Origin of the sequence: Ornithinimicrobium flavum, from assembly GCF_004526345.1 — a bacterium.
GTDB classification, from domain to species: Bacteria; Actinomycetota; Actinomycetes; order Actinomycetales; family Dermatophilaceae; genus Ornithinicoccus; species Ornithinicoccus flavus.
Window position 1 is genome coordinate 2,760,764 of record NZ_CP038213.1, and the last position, 16,390, is coordinate 2,777,153.

A 16,390-nucleotide genomic window follows, 5' to 3' on the forward strand; every position below is an offset into this window, starting at 1 on the left:
ATGGTCGCACGGGGATAGGCTGGGTCGGCCGCACGTTTCCGGACGAAGGAGTCGCACGAGATGGCCACCGATCGCGCACCCGCCACCGACCAGGTCCTCCCCGACCGCAACCTCGCCCTCGAGCTGGTCCGGGTGACCGAGGCGGCGGCGCTGGCCGCCGGACGGTGGGTGGGGCGCGGGGACAAGAACCTCGCCGACAACGCCGCGGTCGAGGCGATGCGCAAGGTCATCTCCTCCGTCGCGATGACCGGCGTCGTGGTCATCGGCGAGGGCGAGAAGGACGAGGCGCCGATGCTCTACAACGGGGAGCACGTCGGCGACGGCACCGGCCCGCAGGTCGACGTCGCGGTGGACCCCGTCGAGGGCACGACGCCGACCGCGAAGGGGATGGACAACGCGATCTCGGTGATCGCGGTGTCCGAGCGCGGCACCATGTACGACCCCTCTGCCGTGTTCTACATGGACAAGCTCGTCGTGGGACCGGACGTCGCGGACCGGGTCGACATCCGGCTGCCCATCCGGGAGAACCTGCGCCGGGTCGCCCGGGCGAAGAAGAAGTTCGTCGACGACGTCACGGTCGTCATGCTCGACCGCCCCCGCCACGCCGACTACGTGGAGGAGGTCCGTCGCGCCGGCGCGCGGCTGCGGTTCATCAGCGACGGCGACGTGGCCGGTGCCCTCTCGGCGGCCCGCGAGGAGGGCTCCGCGGACATCCTGCTGGGGATCGGCGGCACCCCGGAGGGGATCATCACGGCGTGCGCCATGAAGGCCCTGGGCGGCGTCATCCAGGGCAGGCTGTGGCCGCGGGACGACGAGGAGCGGCAGAAGGCGATCGACGCGGGCCACGACCTGGACCGGGTGCTCATGACCGACGACCTGGTCACCGGCGACAACTGCTTCTTCGCCGCCACCGGCATCACGAGCGGTCAGCTGCTGCGCGGGGTGCGCTACGGCTCCGGCACCGCCGTCACCCAGTCCCTCATCATGCGCTCGCGCTCGGGCACCATCCGCGAGGTCGTGTCCCACCACCGCCTGGACAAGGTGGCCCGGATCGCCGACGCGTACGCGCCGGACGCCGTCTGAGGGTGCCGGGATGAGCGGACCGGCCGTGCTCACCGTCGGTGAGGCCCTCGTCGACGTGGTCGTGCCGGCCGGGGGCGGGGCGAGCACCGAGCACGTCGGCGGCTCACCGGCCAACGTGGCCATCGGGCTGGCCGCCCTCGGTCACGCCAGCCGGCTCACGGCGCACCTGGGCACCGACCCGTACGGTGACCGGGTTGCGGCCCACCTCAGCCGGTACGGCGTCGAGCTGACGCCGGGGTCCCGGACCGCCCGGCGCACCTCGACGGCGACCGCCCGGCTGGACGAGGACGGGGTGGCCACCTACGACTTCGACCTCACGTGGCGGGTCGGTCCCCAGGACCTCGAGGGGGTCGGCCACCTGCACACGGGCTCGGTCGCGGCGACCCTGGAGCCCGGAGGGACCGCCGTGGTGGACCTGCTGGCCCGCGCGCGCACGCACGACGACGCGACCGTGTCCTACGACCCCAACGCCCGCCCCACGATCATGGGCGAACCGCGGGACGCCCGGCAGCGCATCGAGGAGTGCGTCGGGCGCTCCGACGTGGTCAAGGCCTCCCTCGAGGACGTCGAGTGGCTCTACCCCGGGGCGGAGGTCGAGGCGGTCGTCCGTGAGTGGGGACGGCTCGGGCCGCTCCTGGTCGTCGTGACCCGCGGGGGCGACGGGCCCCTGGTGCACCGCCCGGCCTCCGGGGAGGTCCTGGACCTGCCCGCCCGCGACGTGCCGGTCGTCGACACGGTCGGGGCCGGCGACTCCTTCATGGCCGGGCTGCTCTCGGGTCTGCTGGACGCCGGGCTCCTCGGCTCGGCGCGGGCCCGGGACCGGCTGCGGGTCGCCGACAAGGACGCCGTCCTGGCGGCCGTGGACCGTGCCGTCGCCACCGCCAGCTGGACGGTGGGGCGGGCCGGCGCGGCCGCACCCACCCGGACCGACCTGTCCTGATCGCGCGCGGCCACGGCACTAGGCTGTGGCCCATGGTGACCCCCTCCCCCCGCAGCGACTTCGACGACCTGCTGGAGGCCAACCGGAGCTACGCCAAGGGCTTCGCCCTCGGCGGTTTCGACGGCGTGGCCCGTGCCGGTGTGGCCGTGGTGACGTGCATGGACTCCCGGATCCAGCCGCTGAAGATGCTGGGTCTCAAGCACGGCGACGCCAAGATCTTCCGCAACCCCGGTGGCCGCATCACCGACGCCGCCCTCGAGGCGATCGTCCTGGGCGTCCACCTGCTCAACGTCAGCCGGGTGCTCATCGTCCCGCACACGCGGTGCGCCATGACGAAGATGAGCGAGAACGAGCTGCGCGAGAAGATCTCCGAGGTGTCCGGCCAGGACGCGTGGTGGCAGCACTTCCACGTGGTGCCCGACCAGCGGGCAGCGCTCGTCGAGGACGTGCACCGGGTCACCAGCCACCCCCTGGTCCAGGGGCGCGTCCAGGTCGGGGGTTTCCTCTACGACGTCGACACGGGCCTGCTCGAGCAGCTCGTCTGAGGCTGCTGACGCGTCACGTAGTCTGATCGTCATGTCTCCCGCCCTCGCGCTCGCGCCCCTCACCCTGGCGGCCGTGCTGGTCCTCAGCGGGCTCGCCAAACGGCCCGACCCGTCCTCCACGCACAGCATGATGCGGCTGCTGCGGCTGCCGGCGCCGGTGGCCACGATGCCCACCGCACGGGCGTTGCCCTGGGGCGAGATCGGGACGGCCGCGCTGCTCCTCACACCCTGGCGGTGGACGTACGCCCTGGGGGCGCTCGCCGCCCTGGGCCTCTTCCTCACGTTCTGGGTGGTCATCGCCCGGGCCATGACCTTCGACCCGCGCCCCACCTGCGGCTGCTTCGGACGGGTCGGTGACCACCGGATCAACGGCCGGACGGTGACCCGCAACACCGTCCTGGTCGGGCTGGCGCTGATCGCTGGTTGGATCGCCCTGCAGGGCCGATCCGCGACCGGCCTGCTGGCCGACTTCTCGACCGACGACTGGCTGTGGCTGGCTCTCGCCGTGGCCCTGGCTGCAGTGACCTTCCTCGTGCTCGGCGGAGCGCCGACCGGTCAACGGCCCGCGCGGGCCGGTCGGCGGGCCCGCCAGGACCAGGCGACCCCGTCGTCGCAGGAGGAGACGGCGGAGCTGGAGTACGTGCGGACGCCCATCCCGCGCGGGGTGCTCGTCGACCGCGACCACCAGACCGTCTCCCTGCACGCGCTGGCCCGCCAGCAGGCCCAGCTGGTCGTCCTCGCCAACTGCTGGTGCGGCAGCACCGTCGCGGCGATCGACCGGTTGCCCGCCTGGCGGGATCGGCTCCCCCAGCTGGGCGTCCAGCTCGTCCACACCCTCCGCCCCTTCGACGAGCCGCGGCTGGCCACCACGACGGGCGTGTGGTGGGACCCGGGGGCCACCGTCTACGAGACCCTTCGGGCGGGCGCGAGCCCCGCCGCCGTCCTGCTCGGGGCCGACGGTCTGCTGGCGGGAGGGCCCGTCAACGGCGTCGAGCAGATCGAGGAGTTCGTCGCCGACATCGCCGCGGAGCTGGCCCCCACGGGTCCCGAGCCGCCCGCCGAGACGGGCGCCGCCCACCCCCAGACCTGAGCCGGCCCCCTCCTACAGGGCCAGGCGCTCGCTGACCACCCCGGCGAGGCGGTCGGCATACCCCTGGGCCCGCTCCTGCGCGTCGGCCTCGACCATGACCCGCACGAGCGGCTCGGTGCCGGACTTGCGCAGCAGCACGCGCCCGCTGCTCCCGAGCTCGGCCTCGACGGCGGCGACCGCGTCCAGGACCCCCGCGTCGGACCCGACGCGGTCCTTGTCCACCCCCCTGACGTTCACGAGCACCTGCGGCAGCCGCGTCATCACCGCGGCGAGCTCCTGCAGGGGGCGCCCGGAGCTGACCACCCGCTGGGCGAGGGACAGGGCGGTGAGGACCCCGTCGCCGGTCGTGCCGTGGTCGAGCATGATGACGTGGCCCGACTGCTCCCCGCCCAGGGAGTACCCGTGGGACCGCATCTCCTCCAGCACGTAGCGGTCCCCGACCGCGGTCTGCACCACGCGGACACCCTCGCGCTCCATGGCCTGGAGCAGTCCGAGGTTGCTCATCACGGTGGCCACCAGGGTGTCGTCCCGGAGCCGGCCACCCTCGTGCATCGACACCGCCAGGATGGCCATGATCTGGTCGCCGTCCACCTGACCTCCGCGGGCGTCCACGGCCAGGCAGCGGTCGGCGTCCCCGTCGAAGGCCACGCCCATGTCGGCCCCGCGCAGACGCACCGCCTCCTGCAGCCGACCCAGGTGGGTGGACCCGTAGCCGTCGTTGATGTTGAGCCCGTCCGGCTCCCCGCCGATGAGGTCGACGGTGGCGCCGGCACGGCGGAAGACCTCCGGCCCCACGTGCGAGGCCGCGCCGTGGGCGGCGTCCAGCACGATCCGCAACCCGTCGAGCCGGCCCGGCACCGCCTGCTGCAGGTGGCTCATGTAGAACTCGGCGCCCTCGGGGAAGGGGCGGATCCGGCCGACGGCGGCGCCCGTCGGCCGCTCCCACTCGTCGCCGACCCGGTCGGAGATGCGGTCCTCGATCTCGTCGGCGAGCTTGTGCCCGCCGCGGGCGAAGAACTTCAGGCCGTTGTCCGGCATCGCGTTGTGCGACGCCGACAGCATGGCCCCCATCTCGGCGTTCATCCGCTGGGTGAGGTAGGCGATCGCGGGCGTGGGCAGGACCCCCGCGTCGAGCACGTCCACGCCGGCCGAGGCCAGCCCCGCCATGACCGCGCTGGACAGGAACTCACCGGAAGCCCGCGGGTCGCGGCCCACCACCGCGCTGGCCCGGGCGCCGCCGAAGACGCTCTGACCGCCCAGCTCGTGGGCGACCGCGACGGACAGGTCCATCGCCAGCTCGGCGGTGATGTCCTTGTTCGCCAGCCCTCGCACGCCGTCGGTGCCGAAGAGTCGTGCCATCGTCGTCCGTCCTCCGTCGTCCAGTCCTCGACCCGGTGGGGCCGACAGGCAGTGTATGCCGCCCGCGGCCTCCCGTCGGTGCCGCTGCACGCCGCAGGTATGGAGGGGGTCAAGAACAGGTCAACGGATCCCCAAGGACCGGTCAGAATTCGGTACAGATCTCTCGTGGCCACTGGCGTGGCGGGACGTCCGGCAGCACGCTGATCCGGTGCCGCCGCACCGGCGCGGCGGCCCGGTCCCTCAAGGAGTCCTCATGCACCTCTCTCGGCACCGCACGATGGTCGCGCTCGTCGCGGCCGCGGCCCTCCCGCTCGCCAACGGCCTCCCGGCAGCCTCGGCGCAGGCCAGGCCCGACACCCCGGCCCCGCTCGTCGAGGCCACGGGCGAGGCCGTGGCCGGGTCCTACATCGTCATGCTCGACGTCCCTCAGGCCTCGACGAAGGGGCCTGACGCCCGCGCCTCCGACCGGGCCCGCACGGCCGTGAAGGCGGCGACCGAGCGCAAGGTCGCCCAGGCCCGGGGCCAGGGCATCGGCGTGAGCAGGAGCTACACCGCCCTGGGCGGTTACGCCGCCACGCTCACCCCCGCGCAGCTCGCGGAGCTGCGCTCCGACCCCGACGTCGCCTTCATCGAGGAGGACCAGGTCGTCACCATCGACGCGACGCAGCACAACGCGACCTGGGGTCTGGACCGCATCGACCAGCGCACCCTGCCGCTGAACGGCACCTACACCTACACCAGCACCGGCCAGGGGGTCCGCAGCTACATCATCGACACCGGCATCCTCACCTCCCACAGCGAGTTCTCCGGCCGTACGGCCCCGGGCTACTCCGCCATCAGCGACGGCCGCGGCACGACCGACTGCAACGGCCACGGCACGCACGTCGCGGGCACGGTGGGCGGCTCCACCTACGGCGTGGCCAAGGGCACCACCCTCGTCCCCGTCCGGGTGCTCAACTGCCAGGGCAGCGGGACCAACTCCGGGGTCATCGCCGGCATGGACTGGGTCGCCAGCAACGCGGTCCGCCCGGCCGTCGCCAACATGAGCCTGGGCGGAGGGGCGTCCACGAGCACCGACGCCGCGGTGGACCGCATGGTGGCCAGCGGCGTCCCGGTCGTCGTGGCCGCGGGCAACGAGAACCAGAACGCCTGCAACGTCTCCCCCGCCCGGGCCGCCTCCGCCATCACGGTCGGGTCGACGACCAGCTCGGACGCCCGCTCCAGCTTCTCCAACTTCGGCTCCTGCCTGGACGTCTTCGCCCCCGGCAGCAGCATCACGGCGGCGTGGCACACCTCGACCACCGCGACCAACACCATCTCGGGCACCTCGATGGCCAGCCCGCACGTGGCGGGCGCCGTGGCGCTCTACCTGCAGGGCAACCCCTCGGCCTCCCCCTCCCAGGTGGCCTCCGCGGTGACCGGCACGGCGACGACCGGCCGCGTCATCGGAGCCGGCTCGGGCTCGCCCAACCGGCTCCTCTACACGCCCGACCTGCAGGGCGGTGGCAGCACCCCGACCCCCGACCCCGACCCGGAGCCCACCCCCGGCACCGGAGTCACCAACGGTGGCTTCGAGAGCGGGGCGACCGGGTGGAGCGGTGACACCGGCACGATCGGGACCGGTGGGTACGCCGCACGCTCGGGCAGCTACAAGGCGTGGCTCGGCGGCTACGGCACCACGCGCACCGAGGCGATCACCCAGCAGGTCACCGTGCCCTCCTCCGGCGCGACGCTCGACTTCTGGCTGCGGGTCGTGACCCGCGAGGGCACCCGGACCGCCTACGACCGCATGCAGGTCCAGGCCATCTCGGGTGGCTCCACGACCGTGCTGGGCACCTGGTCCAACCGGGACGCCTCGAGCAGCTACGTCCAGCGCTCGGTGAGCCTGAACTCCTTCGCCGGGAGGACCATCACCCTGCGCTTCGTGTCCTCCGAGGACTACACGCTGGCGACCTCCTTCCTCGTCGACGACGTCGCGATGCGCTGACCGTCCCCGGACGCCACGACGGGCGCGACACCCAAGGGTGTCGCGCCCGTCGTGGTGCGCGGTCGGTGGGCGGCGCGTGGCCGCCCACCACCGGGTCAGCGCTTGCTGTACTGCGGCGCCTTGCGGGCCTTCTTCAGACCAGCCTTCTTGCGCTCGGGGACGCGGGCGTCACGCGTGAGCAGGCCGGCCTTCTTCAGGGCCGGGCGGTTCAGCTCGGCGTCCACGCCGTTGAGCGAGCGGGCCACGCCGAGGCGCACCGCACCGGCCTGGCCGGAGGGGCCGCCGCCGTGCACGCGGACGAGCACGTCGTACGCACCGTCCAGCTCGAGCAGGGTCAGCGGCTCGTTGGCGATCTGCTGGTGCACCTTGTTGGGGAAGTACTCCTGCAGGGTGCGGCCGTTGATCTTCCACTCGCCGGTGCCCGGGACGATCCGGACCCGGGCGACGGCCTGCTTGCGGCGGCCGGTGGCGGCACCGGGGGCGGACGCGCTGGGACGCGCGGCGGCCTCGGTGGGCGCGGAGGACTCCGTGGTGTACTCGGAGATCGCGTTCTCGTCGAACTCGTCGTTCTCGACGTCGGGGGTGATGTCGGTCATGTCTGGTCCCTGTTCCTTACTGCGCGACCTGGGAGAGCTCGAACGGCACGGGCTGCTGCGCCGCGTGCGGGTGGCTGTCGCCGGCGTAGACCTTGAGCTTGCTCAGCATCTGACGGCCCAGCGAGTTCTTCGGAAGCATGCCGCTGACGGCCTTCTCTACGGCGCGGGTCGGGTGCTTCTCCAGCAGCTGCTGGTAGGTCTCCGCCTTCAGGCCACCGGGGTAGCCGGAGTGGCGGTAGGCCTTCTTCTGCTCCAGCTTGGCGCCGGTGAGGGCGATCTTGTCGGCGTTGATGATGATGACGAAGTCACCGGTGTCCACGTGCGGGGCGAAGATGGTCTTGTGCTTGCCGCGCAGCAGGATCGCGGTCTGGGACGCCAGGCGACCCAGGACGACGTCCGTGGCGTCGATGACGTGCCAGGCGCGGGTGACCTCGCTGGCCTTGGGGGTGTAGGTACGCATCTGCCTTACCTTCAGTCTGAGTGATGGGGCAACCGTTCAAGTCTACCGGCGCTCCCGGCCCCACCCAAACCGGACGAAGCCGCAGGTCAGGACGCATGCTGGCACCGTCGGTCGAGCTTGTGCACAGCGACTGTGCACAACAAGTGTGCATGATGGGACGACCACGCGTATGCTGCCGTCGACACGAAAGGGGGACCACCCGTGCCCGTCCTGCCCCTGCTCCGCCGCGGTCGCCGAGCCGCCCCGCCCGCCGAGGCGACGCCGGCCCCGGCCGCCGATCCGCCGACCCCGCCCGTGCGGGTCCTGCCCCGGGCCGTGGTCGTCCTGCTGGGTCTGGCGCTGGCCTTCGGCGTCCTCCTCGGGCTCAACCAGCTCAAGGACTACGTCGGCCCCATCTTCCTCGCCCTCAACCTCGTGCTGGCCGCCGCCCCGCTGCAGAGCTGGCTGGTCCGGCGCGGGGTGCCCCGGGGCCTGGCGGCCGCGATCTCCGGCGCCGCCGTCTTCACCTTCCTGCTGGGCTTCTTCTACGCCCTGGGGTGGTCGATCGCCGCCATGGTCGAGGAGCTGTCGGGCTCCACCTACCGCACGCGCTACAACGAGCTCTACGGCCAGCTGCAGGACCTGCTGACCCGCTTCGGGGTGGAGCAGGAGCAGGTCCTGGACCAGCTGCGGAACGCCTTCAACCCGGAGGCGATCATCGGGGCCCTGGGCGGCGTGCTGGGGAACGTCACCGGCATCCTCGGCCTGCTCATGACGACCGTCATCGTCATCTTCTTCCTGCTCATCGACTCGACGAGCGCCGGGCAGCGGATCGGGCTGGTCCGCGAGCAGCACCCGCGTCTGGCGGAGGCCCTGGTGACCTTCGGCGACGGGGTGCGCCGCTACTGGGTGGTCACCACGATCTTCGGGCTCATCGTCGCGGTCCTCGACGTCGTCGCCCTGGTCATCCTCGGGGTGCCGCTCGCCCTCGCCTGGGGCGTCCTGGCCTTCCTGACCAACTACATCCCCAACATCGGCTTCGTCATCGGCCTGGTCCCCCCTGCGCTCATGGCGCTGCTGGCCAACGGCCCCACCAACGCCCTGCTCGTCGTGGTCGTCTACAGCCTGCTCAACTTCGTGGTGCAGTCGCTGATCCAGCCCAAGTTCACCGGCGACGCGGTCGGGGTCACCCCGACGGTCACCTTCATCTCCCTCATCGTGTGGGCCTGGGTGCTGGGCCCGCTCGGAGCGCTCCTGGCCCTCCCGGCGACGCTGCTGCTGAAGGCGGTGCTGGTGGACGCCGACCCCCAGGCCCGGTGGGCCAACGCCTTCCTGGCCAGCAAGCCGGAGACCGCCCGGGCGGACTCCACCCGTGAGGCCGTCCACCAGGGGACCTGAGATGGCCACCGGACCCGAGCGGTCGGCGCTGAGGGCGCTGGCCCATCCCCTGCGCAGCCGGATCCTGGCCGAGCTGCGCGTGCACGGGGACGCCACGGCCACCGACCTCGCGCAGGCCCTGGACACCCACACGGGGGCGACGTCCTACCACCTGCGCCGGCTCGCCGAGGTCGGGCTCGTGGAGGACACGGGCACGGGGACCGGGCGACGCCGGGTATGGCGCGCCGCCGGGGAGATCCTCCCCCGCACCGTGGCGGAGGAGCCGCTGGACGAGGACGACGCCCAGGCGGCCGACTGGCTGGCGCTGGACTACCTGGCCCACTTCGGCGAACGCGCGCAGGGCTGGCTGGTCGAGCAGCGCGGCTGGGAGCCGGTCTGGCAGGAGCTCTGCGGGCTGGAGGACCACACGGTGCAGGTCACGGCCGAGCAGCTGGCCGCCCTGCGGGCCGAGCTGGGAGAGGTCCTCGACCGTTACCGCCGGCTGGGCCAGGGCAACCCGCAGGCGAAACGGGTCGTCGTCTACACCTGTCCGCTGCCGGTCGACCGGCAGCGCTGACGCCCGTGGCCGGCGGACCCGCGTCCGCCGGCCACGTCGCCCACGTCAGCCCGTGTGAAGCATCAGGTTCGGGGAGCCCTGGACGTCGACCACCGTGTCCGGTGTCGCCCCGGACACCAGGGCGGAGGCCACCTGCGCCGGGCTCGCGCCCGGGGCGCCCTGCAGGTGGAGGGCCGCCGCGCCGGCCACGTGGGGGCTGGCCATCGAGGTGCCGCTGATCGTGCTCAGCTGGGTGTCGGAGCGGTACCAGGCCGACGTGATGCTGACGCCCGGGGCGAACAGGTCCACGCACGATCCGTAGTTGGAGAAGCCGGCCCGCACGTCGGCCGCGTCGGTCGCCCCCACGGTGATGGCGCTGGTCGCCCGGGCCGGGGAGACGTTGCACGCGTCCTGGTCCTCGTTCCCGGCGGCGACCACCGTCGTCACTCCTGCACCGGTCAGCCGGGAGACGGCGTCGTCCACGGCCTTGCTGGCGCCGCCGCCCAGGCTCATGTTCACGACGGACGGGCCGGAGGCGTGACCGACGACCCAGTCCATGCCCGCGATCACCCCCGAGTTGGTCCCGCTGCCCCGGCAGTCCAGCACCCTCACCGGCACGAGGGTCGTCTCCTTGGCGACGCCGTAGGTGGCACCGCCGACGGTGCCTGCGACGTGGGTGCCGTGACCGTTGCAGTCCTCCGTCGTGTTCTTGCCCCGGGCGAAGTTGGCACCGGGGGCGACCCGCCCGGCCAGCTCCGCGTGGGTGGACCGGATGCCGGTGTCGACGATGTAGGAGGTGACACCCAGCCCCGTCGCGGAGTAGCGGTAGACGCCGTCCAGCGGCAGGGCGGGCTGGTCGATGCGGTCCAGGCCCCAGGTCGCGTCCTGCTGGTCCGCCGAGAGGGACACCACGGCGTCCGGCTCGACGTAGGCGACGGTGGGGTCGGACCGCACCGCCTGCAGCTGGGACGGCGTCAGGACGGCCGCGTAGCCGCCCAGGGACCGGTACGCACGCTCCACCGCGATGCCGCGTCCGGTCGCGGACGCCACCGCCCGGTCCGTGGCCGCCGCGCTCCGCGCCTGCGCCTGGGTGGGGGCGAGCCCCCCGGACCAGGCGTCCTCACCTGCCTCCAGCATGACGATGTACCGGCCGCCGGGGGTGGTCGAGCCGGCCGACGTGGCCTGGGTCGCCGCGTGGCCCACCGTGGGGACGGCGGCCAGTGCGAGGGCTGCGAGCAGGGAGAGCGTGCGTCGGGACATGGGTGCTCCTCGGGATCAGGGACGGGGGCCGCCGCAGGGGTCAGGCGGAGGCCACATCGTGAAGGGCGGCCCGGGAGGCCGACAAGAGGTCCCGGGGAACCTTTAACCGATCTTTACCCTCCGGCGACGGCTCAGCGACGCACGAGCACGACGGCCGACAACGCCGGGACGTGCACGCGACCGTGCACGAGGTCCCACCGGGTGGGCTTGACGACCTCGTCCGCACCGTCGCGCTGGACCGGGGACAGCTCCCACCGCTCCCCCGCCAGGCCGGGCACGACCACCTCCCGGTCGTGGGTGGCGGCGTTGAGCACCACGAGGAGACCGGACCCGTCCGCCGCCGCCGTCACCGGACCAAGGCGGCGGCCGTCGACCAGCATCACCACCAGGTCGGCCGCGCCGTAGGGGGTGCCGGACACCGGGAAGGTCACGGCCTCCCGGATGGCCTGCGCCGACCCCAGCCGCAGGAGCGGGTGGCGACGACGCAGCCGCAGCAGGTCCAGGACGCAGTCCCGGGCGAGGGTCATGTCCGCCGTCGTCGGCACGAGCGCAGGGTCCGCGAGCAGTGGTCGCATCAGGTGCCAGCGTGGGCCGTTGTCCCCCTCCGGCGGCAGCCCCCGGGCGAAGCCGTTGTCCCGCAGCGAGAGGTCGAGGTGGTTGAACCAGTCGCCGGAGGCGTAGCTGTTGCGGTCCAGGCTCTTGCTGCGCAGGATCTCCGCGCCCGCGTGGAGGAAGGCCACACCCTGCGACAGCAGGACGGTCGCCAGGGCCAGGGTGTTGCGGCGGACCCGCTCGGCCATCGAGGTGTCCTGCGGCAGCTTGAGCAGGAGGGTGTCCCACAGCGTCTCGTTGTCGTGGGCGTCGACGTAGTTGACGACCTCCTCCGGCGAGGAGGCGTACCCGGCGGAACTGCCGGCGTAGTCGATCTGCGCGCCGGTCACCTCCTCCCCGGTCCGCTGGGAGCGGAGCCGCAGCTGCGCCAGACCCCCGGCCAGACCCACCTGGAGCAGGTCGACGTCGCCCGGGTCGGCACCACCGGTCGCGAAGCCCAGCCCGGTCCGGGGGTCCTCGTCGTGGACCCGACCGCCGCGCACGGCGTCCCGCAGCCGGTCGTTGAAGGTCCCGATGCCCGTGCCGCCCAGCTGTCCCTGCACCGCCTGGCGGAACCGCGCACCCCCGGCGACGGAGCCGAAGTCCCAGCCCTCGCCGTAGAGGTGCACCGCGCGACCGTCGACCCCGTCGTCCTCGACCGTCAGGCCGTCGAGCGCCTCCCGGACCGCCACCAGGTTGGCCCGGGTGTGGTGGCCCATGAGGTCGAAGCGGAACCCGTCGACGCGGTAGTGGCGCACCCAGAGCACGCATCCGTCGACCATGAGCTTCTCGGCCATGGCGTGCTCGGTCGCGAGGTCCTGGCAGCACGTCGTGGTCTCCACGGCCCCCTCGGGCGAGAGCCGGTGGTAGTAGCCCGGGACGACCCGGTCCAGCACCGAGGCCCGGTGCAGACCGGAGTCGGTGGTGTGGTTGTAGACCTGGTCGAGCACGACCCGCAGCCCCAGCTCGTGCAGCGCGCCCACCATGGAGCGGAACTCCGCGACCCGTCGCCCCCCGTGTGCCGCTCCTCCGCAGGAGGTGTAGGACCCCTCGGGGGCGAGGAAGTGCCAGGGGTCGTACCCCCAGTTGAACGCGTCCCGGACCGCGTCGGCCCGGACCCGCAGCTGCTGCTCGGGACTGTCGGGCGGCAGCGCGGCGAGCGCGGCACGGTCGGGACGGGACTGCTCCGCGGGATCCTCGGGCACCGAGGTCAGGTCGAAGGTGGGGAGCAGGTGGACGGTGGTCAGCCCGGCCTCGGCCAGCGCCCCCAGGTGCTTCCTCCCGTGCCCGTGCTCCCCGAAGGCCAGGTAGGACCCGCGGAGGTCGGCCGGCACCTGCTCGTCGTCGCGGGAGAAGTCGCGGACGTGGAGCTCGTAGACGACCTGGTCCACCGCGCGGATCGCGGCCGGAGCCGGGGTGTCGGACCAGACCCGCGGCGCGTGGCGCGGATCCTCGAGATCGACCAGGACCGAGTGGCTGGAGTCCACCGCGAGACCGACCGACCACGGGTCCGTCGACCGCACGGTGCGCAGCGTCCCGGTGCGGGGCAGGACGTGCACGAGCTGGAGCTGGTAGCAGCGGTCCGTCCAGGCAGGCGTGCCGACCACGCTCCAGGCCCCGTCGTCGGTGCGGGTCATGGGCACGACCATGGGCTCCCCCGCCGGGGACCAGGCCCGGTCGGCGAGCGGGTCCGGGGCACCCTCCCAGAGCAGCAGGTCCACCTGGTGCGCGGTGGGTGCCCACACGGTGACGGTCGGCACGCGGTGCCCGTCCTCGTCGAGCTCCCAGGCCGGGCCGTAGGAGCGACGGACCGCCCGCTCCGCGTAGACGTCGTCCAGCACCCCCGGCACCTGCACGGAGGTCGCGACGCGCAGCCCGGAGTCGTCGCGCCCGAGCAGGGCGACCTGACCGGTGAGCAGGGTCTCCGCGCGAGCGGCGTCCTGCGGGGAGAGGTGGAGGGGGTGGCAGGCCGCCAGGTGCGGGAAGGCGTCGGCGACCGGATGCGGCAGCGCGCCGGGGGCCAGCCGCAGCGCCAGCTCCTCCACCGACGGCCCGTCCGGCCGCCCCCGGTCCAGCTGCTCGAGGTCGATCCCGCCGGTGGGGGCCACGGCGAGGCTCCACGCCAGGTCCTCCGCCGCCTGCCCCGCGGGCAGGGCCCACGCCGGCACGGCGAGCAGGTCGCGGGTCAGCCAGTGGGCCCGGGCCCCCAGGAGGTCCAGGGCGCTCACGCGTCGACCACCGCGGTCAGCGGGGCGACCGGCCCCTGCGCGTGGCGGTCCCCCACGACGGACCCGACGGGTCGCAGGCCCAGCCACCACTGGTCCCGGGGCCGGTCGGACCCCTCGGCCATCTCCTCGGCGTACCGCTCGATGGGGGTCACCCGCGGCTCCCCCTGCACCTCGCCCAGGTAGACGACCGACGAGGTGCCGTCCGGGGACCCGAGCTGCCGGTCGATCTCGGCCAGGGCCGCGCGGGCCAGCCGCGTCGCGAGGAGCCGGTCGAACGGGGTCGGCGCGCCCCCCGTCTGCACGTGGCCCAGCACCAACGAGCGCACGTCGAACCGGTCACCGCCCTCCTCCTCGAAGACGCGGCGCAGCAGGTCGCTGCTGTAGTGCTCCGAGGCCTCCTGGCCCCGGATGGCGAGCCACAGCTGGCGTCCCTCCTCGAAGGTCCGGGTCATCCGGGCGGCGTCCTCGGCCACGTCCGCGATGCCGACGTGCTCCTCGGGCAGGTAGACCCGCTCGGCCCCCGCGGCGATCCCGGCCATCATCGGCAGGTAGCCGCACGGCCCGCCCATGGTCTCCACGACGAAGGCGCGCCGGGTCGCCGAGGCGGAGGTCCGCACCTTGTCCAGGGCGTCGACGATGGTGTTGAGCGCGGTGTCGGCGCCGATCGACAGCTCGGCACCGGGCAGGTTGTTGTCGATGCTCGCCGGCACGCAGGTCACGGGGATGCGCAGGGCGGGGTGCCGCTCCCGCGCCCGGTGCAGCTCCACCGCGGTGAGGTAGGCCTCCGTGCCGCCCACGAGGACCAGCGCGTCGACCTCCTGCTCCTCGACCACCCGCGCGACCGCCTCGAGCTGCGCCGCGTCCGGGACCCGGCGACGGGTCCCGAGCGCGGCCCCGCCGCGGCCGACCCAGTCGTCGACCTCGACCCAGCCCAGCTCCCGCAGGCGCCCCTCGGCCAGGCCGGCCACCGACCCCTCGACCCCCAGCACCACGTCGCCGTCGGCGGCGGCGGACCGCACGAGGGCCCACACCGCGGTGTCCATGCCCGGCGCGAGCCCGCCGACGTGGAGGACGGCGATGCGACGTGCAGGACGCTGCCCGGCCGCGCGCTCGGTCGCGGGCGGCACGCAGAAGGCGTCGACGACCCGGCTCAGCTGCGCGAAGGACCGTCCGCGGGCCTCCCGGGCCCGGGCGAAGTCGCCGGACCGGAGGGCGTCGGCGACCTCCACGGTGGCTCCGACGGTCTGCTCCAGGTGCAGCAGGACGATCCGGTTGTGGCGCACGCCGATGACCCGCGCGGGGGCGTCCTGGGCGTGCAGCACCTCCTGGACCGCGGTGTAGCCGAGCAGGGTCGACATCCACCGGTCGTAGGCCGAGGGTCGCCCGCCCCGCTGGACGTGCCCCAGGATGGTGACCCTGGCCCCCTCTCCCCCGAGGCGCTGGGTCACCAGGGCGCCCACCTCGGCGCTGGTGATGGGCCGCCCGTGCCGGTCGGCCGCCCCCTCGGCCACGACGATGATGAGGTCGCGGCTGCCGGCGGCCCGGGAGGCCTGGAGCCGCTCCACCAGGTCGTCCTGCCACCCGTCGTCCGGCGGGTCCTCCGGCACCAGGACGGCGTCGGCGCCGCCGGCCACCCCGGCCATGAGCGCGAGGTAGCCGCAGTGGCGGCCCATGACCTCCACGACGAAGGTCCGCTGGTGGCTGGCGGCGGTCGAGCGCAGAGCGTCGACGGCCTCGCCGATGCGGTGCAGCGCCGTGTCGGCCCCGATGGTCATGTCGGTGCCGACGAGGTCGTTGTCGATCGAGCCCACCAGGCCCGCCACGGCCAGCCGCGGGTGGGCCTCGGCCACCTCCGGGGTCAGCTCTCCCGCCTCGACGAGCTCTCCGAGCAGCGAGGACCACTGCCGGCGGAACTCCTCGGTGCCCCGCAACGAGCCGTCACCACCGATGACGACCAGTCGGTCGATCCCATGCTCCAGCAGGTTGCGCGCGGCCGCCAGCATCCCCTCGCGCGTGCGGAACTCCGGGCACCGCGCCGTGCCGAGGACCGTCCCGCCCCGGTGCAGGATGCCCCCGACGTCGTCCCAGCCCAGGGGCCGGATGCGCGCGCCCCCGGCGACCGCCCCGGACCACCCCTCGTGGACGGCGTACGGCTGCCCACCCAGGCGCAGGGTCGTGCGCACCACCGCACGGACCGCAGCGTTCATCCCCTGCGAGTCACCGCCGGAGGTCAGGATCCCGATCCGTGGGCCGGTGCTGCAGGGGGTCGGGCCCCCGGGGGGCGAGGTCTGTCCTGGCTGGGAGGAGGTCACCCCACCCATCTTGCCAACGACGGGGCC

Annotated in this window: 13 protein-coding genes; 7 read left to right on the plus strand and 6 right to left on the minus strand. The window is 73.6% G+C overall.

Features of this window, described 5'->3' with window-relative positions:
* Window positions 1-60: 60 nt before the first annotated feature.
* From glpX to E3Z34_RS12980, 4 genes are read left to right on the plus strand one after another with little or no spacing between them, the layout of a single operon-like run.
* Window positions 61-1,083, plus strand: a complete 1,023-nt coding sequence (gene glpX, locus E3Z34_RS12965; RefSeq protein ID WP_134773943.1) for a class II fructose-bisphosphatase — start codon at window positions 61-63, stop codon at window positions 1,081-1,083.
* A 10-nt stretch (window positions 1,084-1,093) separates the two neighbouring features.
* Window positions 1,094-2,023 carry a carbohydrate kinase family protein gene (locus tag E3Z34_RS12970; RefSeq protein ID WP_134773944.1) on the plus strand — a complete coding sequence of 310 codons (930 nt, stop codon included), beginning with the start codon at window positions 1,094-1,096 and terminating at the stop codon, window positions 2,021-2,023.
* A 32-nt stretch (window positions 2,024-2,055) separates the two neighbouring features.
* On the plus strand, window positions 2,056-2,568 hold the full coding sequence (locus E3Z34_RS12975) for a beta-class carbonic anhydrase (protein ID WP_134773945.1): 513 nt from the start codon (window positions 2,056-2,058) through the stop codon (window positions 2,566-2,568).
* Between the two features lie 31 nt (window positions 2,569-2,599).
* The gene (locus E3Z34_RS12980) at window positions 2,600-3,658 is read left to right on the plus strand and encodes a MauE/DoxX family redox-associated membrane protein (RefSeq protein ID WP_134773946.1); all 1,059 of its coding nucleotides are present in this window, start codon (window positions 2,600-2,602) and stop codon (window positions 3,656-3,658) included.
* Window positions 3,659-3,670: 12 nt separating this feature from the next.
* Here E3Z34_RS12980 and glmM read toward each other — a convergent pair whose 3' ends face one another.
* A complete protein-coding gene (gene glmM / locus E3Z34_RS12985) occupies window positions 3,671-5,017 on the minus strand; it encodes a phosphoglucosamine mutase (RefSeq protein ID WP_134773947.1) in 1,347 nt (448 codons plus the stop codon).
* A 253-nt stretch (window positions 5,018-5,270) separates the two neighbouring features.
* Between glmM and E3Z34_RS12990 the strand changes: the two genes are divergently transcribed.
* A complete protein-coding gene (locus tag E3Z34_RS12990) occupies window positions 5,271-7,004 on the plus strand; it encodes a S8 family serine peptidase (protein ID WP_202976950.1) in 1,734 nt (577 codons plus the stop codon).
* A gap of 95 nt (window positions 7,005-7,099) precedes the next feature.
* On the opposite strand, the gene rpsI is transcribed toward E3Z34_RS12990, so the two are convergent.
* Together rpsI and rplM are read right to left on the minus strand one after the other, a co-directional pair.
* Complete coding sequence (gene rpsI / locus E3Z34_RS12995; RefSeq protein ID WP_134773948.1) at window positions 7,100-7,600, minus strand: 30S ribosomal protein S9; 501 nt, start codon at window positions 7,598-7,600, stop codon at window positions 7,100-7,102.
* A gap of 16 nt (window positions 7,601-7,616) precedes the next feature.
* On the minus strand, window positions 7,617-8,060 hold the full coding sequence (gene rplM, locus E3Z34_RS13000) for a 50S ribosomal protein L13 (RefSeq protein ID WP_134773949.1): 444 nt from the start codon (window positions 8,058-8,060) through the stop codon (window positions 7,617-7,619).
* 201 nt (window positions 8,061-8,261) lie between these two features.
* Here rplM and E3Z34_RS13005 point away from each other — a divergent pair, with 201 nt between their 5' ends.
* Complete coding sequence (locus E3Z34_RS13005; RefSeq protein ID WP_134773950.1) at window positions 8,262-9,437, plus strand: AI-2E family transporter; 1,176 nt, start codon at window positions 8,262-8,264, stop codon at window positions 9,435-9,437.
* 1 nt (window position 9,438) lies between these two features.
* The gene (locus tag E3Z34_RS13010; protein ID WP_134773951.1) at window positions 9,439-9,993 is read left to right on the plus strand and encodes a helix-turn-helix domain-containing protein; all 555 of its coding nucleotides are present in this window, start codon (window positions 9,439-9,441) and stop codon (window positions 9,991-9,993) included.
* Window positions 9,994-10,038: 45 nt separating this feature from the next.
* Here the strand turns inward: E3Z34_RS13010 and E3Z34_RS13015 are convergent, their stop codons facing one another.
* From E3Z34_RS13015 to E3Z34_RS13025, 3 genes are all read right to left on the minus strand, one after another.
* On the minus strand, window positions 10,039-11,232 hold the full coding sequence (locus tag E3Z34_RS13015; protein ID WP_134773952.1) for a S8 family peptidase: 1,194 nt from the start codon (window positions 11,230-11,232) through the stop codon (window positions 10,039-10,041).
* 131 nt (window positions 11,233-11,363) lie between these two features.
* Window positions 11,364-14,051: a pullulanase-type alpha-1,6-glucosidase gene (gene pulA, locus E3Z34_RS13020; protein WP_158288683.1), complete on the minus strand. Its 2,688-nt coding sequence runs from the start codon at window positions 14,049-14,051 to the stop codon at window positions 11,364-11,366.
* The gene (locus tag E3Z34_RS13025) at window positions 14,048-16,363 is read right to left on the minus strand and encodes a 6-phosphofructokinase (RefSeq protein ID WP_238695170.1); all 2,316 of its coding nucleotides are present in this window, start codon (window positions 16,361-16,363) and stop codon (window positions 14,048-14,050) included. Before E3Z34_RS13025 ends, pulA begins: the two co-directional genes overlap by 4 nt.
* Window positions 16,364-16,390 lie beyond the last annotated feature (27 nt).

Coding starts and splice junctions, on each gene's coding strand:
- glpX (WP_134773943.1), top strand. CDS start 61: ATGGCCACCGATCGCGCACCCGCCACCGACCAGGTCCTCCCCGACCGC.
- E3Z34_RS12970 (WP_134773944.1), top strand. CDS start 1,094: ATGAGCGGACCGGCCGTGCTCACCGTCGGTGAGGCCCTCGTCGACGTG.
- E3Z34_RS12975 (WP_134773945.1), top strand. CDS start 2,056: ATGGTGACCCCCTCCCCCCGCAGCGACTTCGACGACCTGCTGGAGGCC.
- E3Z34_RS12980 (WP_134773946.1), top strand. CDS start 2,600: ATGTCTCCCGCCCTCGCGCTCGCGCCCCTCACCCTGGCGGCCGTGCTG.
- glmM (WP_134773947.1), bottom strand. CDS start 5,017: ATGGCACGACTCTTCGGCACCGACGGCGTGCGAGGGCTGGCGAACAAG.
- E3Z34_RS12990 (WP_202976950.1), top strand. CDS start 5,271: ATGCACCTCTCTCGGCACCGCACGATGGTCGCGCTCGTCGCGGCCGCG.
- rpsI (WP_134773948.1), bottom strand. CDS start 7,600: ATGACCGACATCACCCCCGACGTCGAGAACGACGAGTTCGACGAGAAC.
- rplM (WP_134773949.1), bottom strand. CDS start 8,060: ATGCGTACCTACACCCCCAAGGCCAGCGAGGTCACCCGCGCCTGGCAC.
- E3Z34_RS13010 (WP_134773951.1), top strand. CDS start 9,439: ATGGCCACCGGACCCGAGCGGTCGGCGCTGAGGGCGCTGGCCCATCCC.
- E3Z34_RS13015 (WP_134773952.1), bottom strand. CDS start 11,232: ATGTCCCGACGCACGCTCTCCCTGCTCGCAGCCCTCGCACTGGCCGCC.